Source organism: Massilia paldalensis (genome assembly GCF_044901715.1).
In the GTDB taxonomy this organism is placed as follows: Bacteria; Pseudomonadota; Gammaproteobacteria; order Burkholderiales; family Burkholderiaceae_D; genus Telluria; species Telluria paldalensis.
Genome location: NZ_JBJCIU010000001.1, coordinates 1,811,254 through 1,822,181, shown reverse-complemented (window position 1 = coordinate 1,822,181; position 10,928 = coordinate 1,811,254). Strand labels below are relative to the sequence as shown.

Sequence of the window (10,928 nt, the reverse complement as noted above, 5' to 3'; positions counted from 1 at the left end):
GATTCTCCCAGTGATGTGGTCTGTTGCTTTGCTTGTCGACTTTCATCGCCGGCCGTCGCGCCACCTCGCAGCTCCTCTTTCCAACCTGCCAACAATGATGATAGTATGATCACCATCATGTATAAGATGAAAATAAAAGCTGCAAAAGCAGCGGTCCAGCCGTGTTTTTCCGTCATCCGCGAAGATGATTGCCCGCATTGGAATGCGTGTTCTACGCCCGCAGCCAGCCGCCCGTTTCCCTGCGACGGAAATCGGATGGCCGAAGCGGCGCGCATATTGTCGTAAAGATGAGCTCGGCTTGTCGCACGCTAGAACGTCCGTGCCTCAATCCTAAATTTCTTTACGGCAATATTGCGGCGACAATATCTTCACGCTCTTTAACTGTCAATCACTCCCCCTCCAAAAGCACGAGCGTTCGCTACCAGATCTGTAGCGCCTCGACCCGGTTGCGGCCGTTTCGCTTGGCGTGATACATCATCTTGTCCGCGCTCGAAATGAGTTCGCCCAGGGTATAACCGGGTTCCGCCCGGGCGAAGTCGACGGTCGCCACACCGAAGCTGGCTGTCGTGCGCAGGCTGGCGCTGCCGTCGATGGAGCGCGTGGCCGTGGCGGCAAACGCGCTGCGCAGGCGCTCGGCGAGCCGCACGCCGCCTGCCAGGTCCGTCTCCGGCAGCACGGCGAGGAACTCCTCGCCGCCATAGCGCACGACGCTGTCGACATGCTCGCGCGTCAGCGACTTGAGCAGGACAGCGAAGCTGCGCAGCACGGCGTCGCCGTCGGCGTGACCATGGGTGTCGTTGATGCGCTTGAAGTGGTCGATGTCGCACAGCAGCACGGTGAGGCTGTGTGCGAACCGTTCGGCGCGTGCCAGTTCGTTCCCCATCAGGTGCTCGTGCAGGTAGCGGCGGTTGTAGCAGCCCGTCAGGTGGTCGCGTTCGGCCGCATGCCTGAGTGCGACCTGGGAGCGGAATTCCTCGCGCGCGATACGGTTCAGGCGCCGTGCCGCCAGTACGCCGAACGTATTGGCCAGCACCATCAGCATGCCCATCGTCAGGGTGTCTGCGAATCGCATATGGCTCACGTGCTGTGCGATCGCGATGAAGACGGCGGTGCTGAGCCCCGCGAGCGCCAGTGCATGCCACAGCCGATTCGGGATGTACAGGTAAATAACGGCCAGCATGAGTGCCAGGGACATGGCGTGCCAGTGCATCTCGGTGGGCCTCAGAACGACGACCAGCATGAAGCAGCCCAGCGCAACCGTCTCCGCGACGATGGCGGCCAGGCGGGTGGCCCGTACCGACAGCGGGCGGCGCCATACCACCCAGGCGCAGCAGCCGGCAGTGACCGCGACGGCGAGACGTGCCGCCAGCAGTTGCCAGGCCGCCGGCACGGGGCCGAGCGCCGCCAGGTCCGTTACGGAAAAGAGCACGTAGAAAAGGGCGTAGAACGCCAGCGTGAAGGCGAGCTGGGAGCGGGTCTGCCCCTGTTTGGCATCGAGGTAAGCGGCCTCGTCGGCAGCCAGCGTGAACTCGCCGCTGATTCGGTTGAACTTCATGGGAGCGGTCGGGCTAAACGTCGTATTCTGCCAGCATATCTTGCCGGAATACTCACGTTTTGTCACTGCCGCTCGACCGGCTGCAGCGATCGTGCCGCGATCGACGCGCCCGTGCCATCAGCCCGACACCAGCGCCTGCAGTTCGCGCCTGTCGTCCGGGCGCTGGCACTGTCCCGTGATCCGGTCCCACAAGAGGAACATGCCGTAGGCCCATTGCGTCATCAATTCCGCCTCGCCGGCGGGGCGGCTGGCAGCGTCGCCCAGCAGGCGCGCGATGTCGTTGCGCGCCGTTGCCGTCACGTGGTCGTAATTCCACTCGTCCTTCGGCAGCATCTTCTGGCGCGCCCGGTAGCGCCGCGCACGCTCGGCATCGCTCAGCTTGTCCTGCTTGGGCGGGCGGCCGCGCTTCTTCGCCCTGGAGGGGTCGAGCGGCAGTTCGATGGTGCTGAGGTCTTCGGCTTGCTTCATGCGGGACACGGGCGTGATGGATGACGCGCCCATTATTCGTGACGCATTACATTAATGCAAGTCAAAATGCTCGGCTGTTCGTGACGCATCACGTTTAATCGGTGTCCAAGCCCATGCGAAAAAAAGCATCGAACAAGCCGACTCGCCTTGGAACCCCGGTCGCACCCGGCGAGCCTAAGGGCCATGAGCTTGCACATCGCGGGAGGATGCATCATGGCGGTGAGGGACATCGCGATCGCCTGCCAGGGGGGCGGCAGCCATGCGGCCTACACGGGTGGCGTGCTGCCGGTGCTGCTGGGCAGCCTGGACAACGTGCGGGTCGCCCGCGAGGCCGACGATGCGCTCAGGCTGCCGGGTGATCCCGACGCGCCCGTCCTGGTCGGGATCAGCGGCACCTCGGGCGGGGCGATCAGCGCCTTGCTCGGCTGGTACGGATTCATCACGGGCGGCGCCCAGGATGCCGAGCGGCGCCTGGACGCGTTCTGGGAAAGCAACTCGGCCCTGAAATGGACGGAATCCCAGGTCAATCGCATGGTGGCCTCGGCTGTGACGGGAGAGGCGCCGCCGATGGGGATCTGCGCGCATCCCTAGCGGCGCGTGGCGCCAGCGGCGGTAGCGGTCGCGGCGGCTTGTGTTTACGGTAAGATCGCGGGGTCCGGCACGAGGCCGTGCCGGTAACGCGCCAGGAGCCGTCCATGAACCGTCGCCAATGCATGGCCTTCGCCGGGCTTGCCGCCCTGTCCGGCGTCGTGCCCGTCGATGCCGTCACCGTCCCCTGCTACGAGGCCGCGCTGGCGGCGTACCCGGATTTCAGCGGCACGGTGGTCGCAGGCAAGGGTGCCGAGCTGCTGTTCGGCAGGGCGCTCGGTCGTTCCGACCCGCAGGCGGGCACGCCGATGGCCCTGGACACCCGCTTCGAGACGGGGTCCGTGTCGAAGTGGATCGCGGCCATCGTCGTCATGACGCTGGTCGACCAGGGCAAGCTGGCGCTCGACGCGCCGATCGTGCGCTACCTGCCGGACTACCGTGCCGACACGGGCGCGCGCCTGACGCTGCGCCACCTGATGAGCCATTCGAGCGGCGTCCCCAACGACGTGATGGCCGCGCGCAAGGCCGACCCGAAGGCCATGCCGGCCCGGCTGGACCAGATGGACGCCGTGCGCCGCTACGCCAGCGGCGACCTGGCATTCGCACCCGGCACCGACTGGGACTACGCGCATTCGAACTGGATCATCGTGCAGGCCATCGTCGAACGCGTCGGCGGCCGGCGCTACCGCGATGCCGTCGCCGCCTCGCTGACGGAGCCGCTCGGCCTGCGCGACAGCGGCATCTTCGACGGCGAATCGAGCGTCGTGCCGGGGATGGCGGTCGCTTATGCGGGCGCGGCGCCGCCCTGGGTGCGCAAGGTCAGCGCGATGCCCGATTACCTGGCCATGGCGGGCGGCTTCTACAGCAGCGCCCCGGACATGCTGCGTCTGATGGACGGCGTGCTCGGCGGCGACCGGATCCTGTCGGCGGCGTCGCGCGCGACCCTGATGCGGGTGCAGCGGCCGGCGCAGCGTTATGCGCTGGGCGGACGCACGCAGGTGGAGACGATCGGCGGCAGGGAGCGCGAGGCGGCATGGGAAGACGGCTCGAACGGCGGCTTCCGGCTCGTGGCGCGCCGCGTGCTGGCCGATGGCGTGAGCGTGATCGTATTTAACAACAGCAGCTACGACCATCGCAGGCTGGGCGAACTGGCCAGCGCGCTGATGGAAGCCGTGTACGCATGATCGCAGGCCAGGTGCGCACGCGCAGGGCGACGGCCGCCGACCTGGAAGCGGTGCGTGCGCTGTATGCCGCCGGCGGCTACGGCGGTGGCGTGGACGTGCGCGGTGCCGTCATCGTCGCCGTGCTGGACGATGCCGTGGTCGGCGCGGTACGGCTGTGTGTCGAACACGGCGTGCGCGTGCTGCGCGGCATGCAGGTGGGCGCGGGACACCGGCGCCGCGGCATCGGGCGTGCCCTGTTGGCTGCCTGCGACGAGGCGGTTGGCGACGAAGTCGCGTACTGCCTGCCATATGCGAACCTGGCCGCCTTCTATGGGCGGATCGGCTTCCGGCTTGCCGCAAGGGACGCGCTGCCAGCGTTCCTGCAGGAGCGGCTAGGGGGCTATGCCGCGGCCGGACAGCAGGTCATGGCCATGGTGCGCGCAACGTAATCAGGAGTCATCAGCGGCCACGATCAGGTTCGTCAGCGCGGTCCGGCTCCGCCTGCGCATCGGATCGGCAAGGCCGGGTCGCCTAACGACGCCGCTCGCCGTCGCCATCCAGCGGGCGGCGCCCACCGCTACGGCGCGAACACCGCGCGCACGCAGCCATCCTTCTTGTGCTTGAACATGTCGTAGCCGCGCGGCCCGTCCTCGAGCGAGAAGCGGTGCGTGGCCAGGTAGGCGGGGTTCAGTTCGCCCTTCTGCGCGTGCGCCAGCAGCCGCTCCATATAGGCTTGCCCGTGCTGCTGGGCGGTGCGCACCGTCATGCCCTTGTTCATCAGCGCGCCCATCGGGAACTTGTCGAGCACCCCGTACACGCCGAGCACGGATAGCGTGCCGCCCTTGCGGCAGGCCATGATGGCCTCGCGCAGCGCCTGGCCGCGGTCCGTCTCCAGCCGCAAGGCCTGCTTGACGAGGTCGTAGGCGTATTGCGGGCCCGTGCCGTGCGCCTCCATGCCGACGGCGTCGATGCAGGCATCGGGGCCGCGTCCGCCCGTCATCTCCTTCAGCTCGTCCAGCACGCTGTCGACCTGCGTGTAGTCGATGGTTTCCGAGCCCGCGTGCTCGCGCGCCATCTGCAGGCGTTCGGGGAAACGGTCGATGCCGATCACCCGCTCGGCGCCCATCAGCCGCGCGCTCTGCTGCGCCATCAGGCCGACGCCGCCGCAGCCCCAGACCGCCACCGTGTCGCCCGGCTGGATGTCGCAGAAATCGGCGCCCATATAGCCGGTGGGCGCCGCGTCCGACAGGAACAGCGCGGTCTCGTCGGCGACCCCGTCGGGCACCTTGAAGCAATCGTTGTCGGCGAACGGCACGCGCACGTAGTCCGCGTGCGCTCCCGCGTAGCCGCCGAACGCATGGGTGTAGCCATAAATGCCGGCCGTGGTGTAGCCGCCCAGCAGCGGCTCCTGCAGTTCGGGCTTGGGATGCGTGTTGTCGCACAGCGAGTACAGCGCGTGCTGGCAATACCAGCACTGGCCGCACACGATGAACGAGGGGACGACGACGCGGTCGCCTTTCTTGACGCGCTTGACCTCCGTGCCGACTTCCTCGATCACGCCCATGAATTCGTGGCCGATCACGTCGCCCGCCTTCATGGTCGGGATGTAGCCGTCGATGAAGTGCAGGTCCGAGCCGCAGGTCGTCGACAGGCCCACGCGCAGGATGGCGTCGTAGGGGTTCACGATCTCGGGATCCTTGACCGTGCCGACCCGCAGGTCGTTCACGCCGTTCCAGTACAGTGCTCGCATGGTGTGCTCCTCAGTGCGTATCGGCGCGCGCAGCCGGCTGGCGCGCGGTGGTCGGGATCTCGCCGGACTCGACGAGGTTCTTGAAGCGCCGCAGCGCGCCTTCGGCGACGATGCGCAGCGGCGTGGTCCCCAGCAGTTCGACGAGCCACTCGCCGAGCGCGCCGCCCGGCGGTTCGAACCGCAATTGCAGGGTGACCACCGTGCCGCGGCCGGCCGGTGCAGGATGGAAGCGGATCCATCCCTCGTTCGAGACCGCCCCGCCGGACACGGTACGCCAGCCGATGCCCTCGTCGGTGCGGTCCACCATTTCCGTGTCCCACTCGCAGGCGCGGCCGAGCGGCCCCTCGACCTTCCAGTGCATGCGGCCGTCGCCCGTCGAGCGCACGGTCGCGAAGTTGGACATGATCTGGGGCAGCGTCCGCGGGTCGAGCCAGTACTGGCGCAGCTCGGCCGCCGTCTTGCCGATCGTGATCGAGCGATCCACCTCCAGCTCGCCGGTCCGCGCATGCGCAGACTGCGCGTGGCGCATCGCGCCGAGCGCGCCCACGCCGGCGACCGCCGTCAGCGCGAGCGCGGCGGCGCCTTTCTTCCTGCCGCCGAGGCTGGCCACGATGGCGGCCCCGCCCAGTGCGACGGGAATCCAGCCGAGATCGCGCGCCGGTCCGCCGGCCGCGCCGGAGCCGGACGAGCGGCCCCATTGCGATGCCTTGCCCCGTCCTGTAGCTTGGATACTGCTTGCCATGATGGATCCTCCCTTGCTGATCGCCCGCCTGGCGGACTGGTGATGCGTGGACGGCGCGCGGGCGCCGCATGACGATGTCAGTTGCGTGGCCGGGGCAGGCGCCAGAGCTGGGTCGGCAGGGCCAGCGGCGCATCCCGGTTGAAGAAGGCCGAGTCCTGGATGCGCGACGTGGTCACGTACAGGCTGCCGTCCGGGCCCTGGCTGAAGGTGTCCGGCCAGCGCAGGCGCGGGTCCTGCACCACCGTGCGCAGGCCACCGGCCGGTCCCTGGGACAGGTTGCGTGCCTTGATGGCGTTGTCCTCGATGGCCGTGACGTACAGGGTGTCGGTACCCCGTGCGATCCACAAGCCGTCCGTGGGGCCGACCTTGCCGTAGGGCTGGACCTGGCTGGAGAGGTCTTGGCCGGCCATGCCTGCGCCCGTCAGCGCGGCCGTCCGGATGCGGTACAGGGTCGTGCCGGTGAGCGCCTTCCAGTACAGCCAGGCGCCGTCCGACGACAGGGCGATGCTGTCCGCCGCGAAGAGCACGGGACGCCCATCCGGATAGCGCAGCGGCTTGCCGTCCGTGCGGACGACGACGCCTTTCTCGGGCTGGGTCGACGGATGGCCGTCCAGCACGCGGCGCGCCTTGCCGCTGGCCAGGTCCACCACGACCAGGGCGCCGCGCTGGCCGGCGTCCGTCAGGTAGGCATGCCTGCCGTCGGCCGAGAAACGGACGTCGTTCAGGTAGGAGCCGGGGATCGCGACGTCCTGGCCGAAGCGGATGACCTGGGCCACGCGGTCCGTCGCGAGATCGATGCGCACCAGCTTCGGTCCAACCGGCACGAGGCCGTCCACGGCGGGGGCCGCGGGATCGACGACCCACACGCTGCCGCGGCCGTCGGCCACCACGCTCTGCACGCAGACCCAGTGCTCGGCCGGGTCCAGCTCGTCGCGCCGCACGTTGCGCCAGGCATTCCATTGCGCGTCCGGATAAGGGCGCAGGCTCCCGTCCCGCAGGACCTCGGCGACGGAGACGGGCGCGTCTTCCGTCCAGCGGGGAAAATTCACGAACAGCCGGCCGCCCTCGCTGACGGTCACGCCCGTGACCTGGTGGTCGAACTGCGCCGCCTGCTGCAGGGCTGAGTCGGAACGCCTGTGTTCGGGCTGGACCGCGGGTGCCGCTTGCATTTGCGCGGGCGCCGGCCCGGGATGCAGGCCGGCGCCGGCGCCGGCGACGACGATGGCGAAGAGGTAGCGGGAAAACAGGGGAAGGGATCGCATGACGCTTCCTTTCTGAAGGTGCAGCGTGCGCTGCAGCGGGCTCCGTCGGGCACGAGACGGACTGGAGATGCGCCGTCATCCGACGGATCATGTGAAGGGTGAATGCGCGAGGCTACGCCGATGCGCGCGATGCCGCAAGACGTTTCAGGCGTGCGCGCCAAAAGGACTGAAAAGCGACTGGACCGCGTTCGTTTGCGCTACGCGCGTTTCGTGAGGCCGGCCCGGGCGTAGGCTACCGCGCACGTTTTCGGCGTGCCGCCGTGTGCCCACGTGGCAAGCGAATCGCCGCTTGCGGTTCGTCGAACCCCTGTCTAATCTGGGTCGCTTGTCCCGCGGGCTTCTTCCGCGGTATCGCCATTCTCTGCCTGGACGCGTGGCCGCGTCCTGTCATGCGGGACAGGCTTCTTCCCGGCAGCTTACAGGAGTTAATCATGAAAGCTGTTGTCTATCGCGGTCCCAACCAGGTCGCCGTCGAGGATGTGCCGGATCCGAAGATCGAACGTCCGACGGACGCCATCATCAAGATTACCAGCACGAACATCTGCGGCTCGGACCTGCACATGTACGAAGGGCGTACCGATTTCGAACAGGGCCGCGTGTTCGGCCACGAGAACCTCGGGGTGGTAATGGAAGTCGGCCCCGCGGTCGAGCGGCTGCAGCCCGGCGACTGGGTCTGCATCCCCTTCAACGTGAGCTGCGGCCACTGCAAGAATTGCGAACGCGGCCTCACCAATTACTGCCTGAAGGCGAACGAGCCCGGCGTGGCCGGGGCCGCGTTCGGCTTTGCCGACATGGGACCGTGGCAGGGCGGCCAGGCCGAGTTCCTGCGCGTGCCGTGGGCCGACTTCATGTGCCTGAAGCTGCCGCCGGACGCGGAACAGAAACAGGCCGACTACGTGATGTGCGCCGACATCTTCCCGACCGGTTGGCACGCGACCGAGCTGGCCGGCATGAAGCCCGGCGATGCGGTGGTCATCTACGGCGCGGGGCCCGTCGGGCTGATGGCGGCGCACTCGGCGATGATCAAGGGCGCGTGCAGCGTGATGGTGGTCGACTGCCATGCCGACCGCCTGAAGCTGGCGGAATCGATCGGCGCGATCGCGATCGATTACTCGAAGGAGGATCCCGTGCAGCGGGTCAAGGACCTGACCCATGGACTCGGCGCGGACGCGGGGTGCGAATGCGTCGGCTACCAGTGCCACGACCACCATCACCACCGGCAGGAGCGTCCCAACCTCACGATGAACAACCTGGTCAACTCGGTCAAGTTCACCGGCGGCATCGGCGTGGTGGGCGTGTTCGTCCCCGAAGATCCGAATGCATCGGACGAGCTGGAAAAGCAAGGGAAGATCGCGCTCGACTGGGGCATGCTCTGGTTCAAGGGGCAGCGGGTCGCGACGGGCCAGTGCCCCGTCAAGGCCTACAACCGCCAGCTGCGCGACCTGATCCACGTCGGCCGCGCCAAGCCCTCGTTCATCGTGTCCCATCAACTGACGCTGGACCAGGCACCCGACGCCTACCAGAACTTCGATCGGCGCGAGCACGGGTGGACCAAGGTGATCCTGCATCCGGGCTCCTAGCACGGCGGGGCGTCCGGCGGCATCGAACGCCCATGTTCCACTGACGTCTTCGTCCCGAGGCAAACCATGAACCCAGCCAGACCCTTAACCACGGGCAGCGCCGCCCAACTCTTCCAGCCGGACGCCCATGGCGCGACGGCCGGTGCCGCCCACGACCAGGAAGTGCCCGAGGTCGACCTGCTCAGTCCTCTGGCCCTGCGCGGCGTCACCATGCGCAACCGCATCGCCATGGCGCCGATGTGCCAGTATTCGGCCCAGGAAGGCATGGCCAACGACTGGCACCTCGTGCACCTCGGCAGCCGTGCCGTGGGTGGCGTCGGGCTCGTGCTCGTCGAGGCCACCGGCATCACGTGGGACGGCCGCATCACACCGGGCGACCTGGGGATCTGGAGCGACGATCACGTCGAGCCGCTGGCCCGGATCGCCCGCTTCGTGCAGAGCCAGGGCGCCGTCGCCGGCATCCAGCTCGCACACGCGGGCCGCAAGGCGAGTACCGCAGCGCCCTGGACGGGCGGCGCGACGCTGGCGACGCCGGAAGAGGGAGGCTGGCCCGTCGTCGCCCCCAGTCCGATCCCGTTCCACCCGGGCGATCCGACGCCCGTGCCGCTGGACGAAGCCGGCGTCGACGGGATCGTCGACGCGTTCGAGACCGCGGCGCGGCGCGCCCTGGCGGCCGGGTTCGAGGTGCTCGAGATCCACGCCGCGCACGGCTACCTGCTGCACCAGTTCCTGTCGCCGCACAGTAACCAGCGCGAAGACCAGTATGGCGGCAGCCTGGAAAACCGGATGCGCCTGGTGCTGCGCGTGACCGAGCGCGTGCGCGCCGCCATGCCCGACAGGCTGCCCCTGTTCGTGCGCATCTCCGCCACGTACTGGGTCGCCGGAGGTTGGGACATCGAACAGTCGGTCGAACTGTCGCGGCGCCTGAAGGACCTGGGCGTCGACCTCATCGACGTTTCGACGGGCGGCAACCTGCCGACGGCGCGCATTCCCGTGGCCAAGCGCTACCAGATACCGTGCAGCCGCCGCATCCGCGACGGCGCCGGCGTCCCGACCGGCGCCGTCGGCCTGATCACGGATCCGAAGGAGGGCGACGAGATCGTTACCGGCGGCGACGCCGACCTGGTGCTGCTCGGGCGCGAACTGCTGCGCGAGCCGTACTGGGCATTGAAAGCGCAGCATGCGTTCGAGGAGGAGCCGGATTGGCCGGTCCAGTACGGGTACGCGGTGAAGCGGCGGGCGAAGTGAGCGCGTAGCGAACACGACGAGGTCCGCTCCGCGTGTCGGGGACTGCTCAGGGATGCGCGCCTTCGCCGTCGCGGGCGTATGCAGCGGGCCGGAAGTCGGATTCGGCCATGCCGTCGGGGATCGCGTGCCGGATCAGGCTGGCCAGCATCGACAGGCCGATGAGGAACAACAGTGCGAGTATGGGACGGAATCGCCGGCGGCAGCTTCTGCGCGGTGATCTGGTATAAATTGTTGAAGTAGACGCTCCGGCTGCGCGTGAACTTCGATGCGCGTGACGCCGGGATGGTCAAGCTGTTCGAGGCGAGCGCGCCGGGCTGGGCGACTGCAATGGCGTGACAGATAGGAAGCGGACATGGAAATGCCGTCGACGCCAACTCGGCGGGAGGCGGCGCCACGCGACGCGACGGACGGTGGCGGCACGAATCCATGCGGCTAAAAGGATCGCGTGAGTCGACGCAAGGTTCGCAAAGCGTCTAAGCGACACGGCTCGCGGATCGGAGCCGATTGTCGTGGGTCTGCCGCGTTGAAGAGGTCGATTTATGCGATGCATCACGCCATATCACGGCTTTTTG

General features: G+C 68.0%; 12 protein-coding genes. 6 read left to right on the top strand and 6 right to left on the bottom strand.

The window, feature by feature from the left end; all coding sequences use genetic code 11:
• Positions 1-105 precede the first annotated feature (105 nt).
• Positions 106-285, top strand: a complete 180-nt coding sequence (locus tag ACI1V7_RS08035; protein WP_404531227.1) for a hypothetical protein — start codon at positions 106-108, stop codon at positions 283-285.
• A 133-nt stretch (positions 286-418) separates the two neighbouring features.
• On the opposite strand, the gene ACI1V7_RS08030 is transcribed toward ACI1V7_RS08035, so the two are convergent.
• Together ACI1V7_RS08030 and ACI1V7_RS08025 are read right to left on the bottom strand one after the other, a co-directional pair.
• Positions 419-1,555, bottom strand: coding sequence for a GGDEF domain-containing protein (locus ACI1V7_RS08030; RefSeq protein WP_404531226.1), 1,137 nt, complete (start codon positions 1,553-1,555; stop codon positions 419-421).
• A 117-nt stretch (positions 1,556-1,672) separates the two neighbouring features.
• On the bottom strand, positions 1,673-2,023 hold the full coding sequence (locus ACI1V7_RS08025) for a hypothetical protein (protein ID WP_404531225.1): 351 nt from the start codon (positions 2,021-2,023) through the stop codon (positions 1,673-1,675).
• A gap of 183 nt (positions 2,024-2,206) precedes the next feature.
• Here ACI1V7_RS08025 and ACI1V7_RS08020 point away from each other — a divergent pair, with 183 nt between their 5' ends.
• The 3 genes from ACI1V7_RS08020 (at position 2,207) to ACI1V7_RS08010 (ending at position 4,223) form a co-directional block, all read left to right on the top strand.
• Positions 2,207-2,614: a patatin-like phospholipase domain-containing protein gene (locus tag ACI1V7_RS08020; RefSeq protein ID WP_404531224.1), complete on the top strand. Its 408-nt coding sequence runs from the start codon at positions 2,207-2,209 to the stop codon at positions 2,612-2,614.
• Between the two features lie 104 nt (positions 2,615-2,718).
• The gene (locus ACI1V7_RS08015) at positions 2,719-3,795 is read left to right on the top strand and encodes a serine hydrolase domain-containing protein (protein ID WP_404531223.1); all 1,077 of its coding nucleotides are present in this window, start codon (positions 2,719-2,721) and stop codon (positions 3,793-3,795) included.
• Positions 3,792-4,223 carry a GNAT family N-acetyltransferase gene (locus ACI1V7_RS08010; protein ID WP_404531222.1) on the top strand — a complete coding sequence of 144 codons (432 nt, stop codon included), beginning with the start codon at positions 3,792-3,794 and terminating at the stop codon, positions 4,221-4,223. The genes ACI1V7_RS08015 and ACI1V7_RS08010 overlap by 4 nt, the downstream gene beginning before the upstream one ends.
• 128 nt (positions 4,224-4,351) lie before the next feature.
• On the opposite strand, the gene ACI1V7_RS08005 is transcribed toward ACI1V7_RS08010, so the two are convergent.
• The 3 genes from ACI1V7_RS08005 to ACI1V7_RS07995 all read right to left on the bottom strand — a co-directional run bounded on the left by ACI1V7_RS08005 (position 4,352) and on the right by ACI1V7_RS07995 (position 7,528).
• On the bottom strand, positions 4,352-5,524 hold the full coding sequence (locus ACI1V7_RS08005) for a zinc-dependent alcohol dehydrogenase (RefSeq protein WP_404531221.1): 1,173 nt from the start codon (positions 5,522-5,524) through the stop codon (positions 4,352-4,354).
• A gap of 10 nt (positions 5,525-5,534) precedes the next feature.
• Complete coding sequence (locus tag ACI1V7_RS08000) at positions 5,535-6,266, bottom strand: SRPBCC family protein (RefSeq protein WP_404531220.1); 732 nt, start codon at positions 6,264-6,266, stop codon at positions 5,535-5,537.
• Between the two features lie 77 nt (positions 6,267-6,343).
• Positions 6,344-7,528, bottom strand: coding sequence for an L-dopachrome tautomerase-related protein (locus ACI1V7_RS07995; protein WP_404531219.1), 1,185 nt, complete (start codon positions 7,526-7,528; stop codon positions 6,344-6,346).
• A 431-nt stretch (positions 7,529-7,959) separates the two neighbouring features.
• Between ACI1V7_RS07995 and ACI1V7_RS07990 the strand changes: the two genes are divergently transcribed.
• Both ACI1V7_RS07990 and ACI1V7_RS07985 read left to right on the top strand, forming a co-directional pair.
• Positions 7,960-9,108 carry a glutathione-independent formaldehyde dehydrogenase gene (locus tag ACI1V7_RS07990; protein WP_404531218.1) on the top strand — a complete coding sequence of 383 codons (1,149 nt, stop codon included), beginning with the start codon at positions 7,960-7,962 and terminating at the stop codon, positions 9,106-9,108.
• Between the two features lie 66 nt (positions 9,109-9,174).
• Positions 9,175-10,356, top strand: a complete 1,182-nt coding sequence (locus ACI1V7_RS07985; protein ID WP_404531217.1) for an NADH:flavin oxidoreductase/NADH oxidase — start codon at positions 9,175-9,177, stop codon at positions 10,354-10,356.
• 46 nt (positions 10,357-10,402) lie between these two features.
• Here ACI1V7_RS07985 and ACI1V7_RS07980 read toward each other — a convergent pair whose 3' ends face one another.
• On the bottom strand, positions 10,403-10,525 hold the full coding sequence (locus ACI1V7_RS07980) for a hypothetical protein (protein ID WP_404531216.1): 123 nt from the start codon (positions 10,523-10,525) through the stop codon (positions 10,403-10,405).
• Positions 10,526-10,928 lie beyond the last annotated feature (403 nt).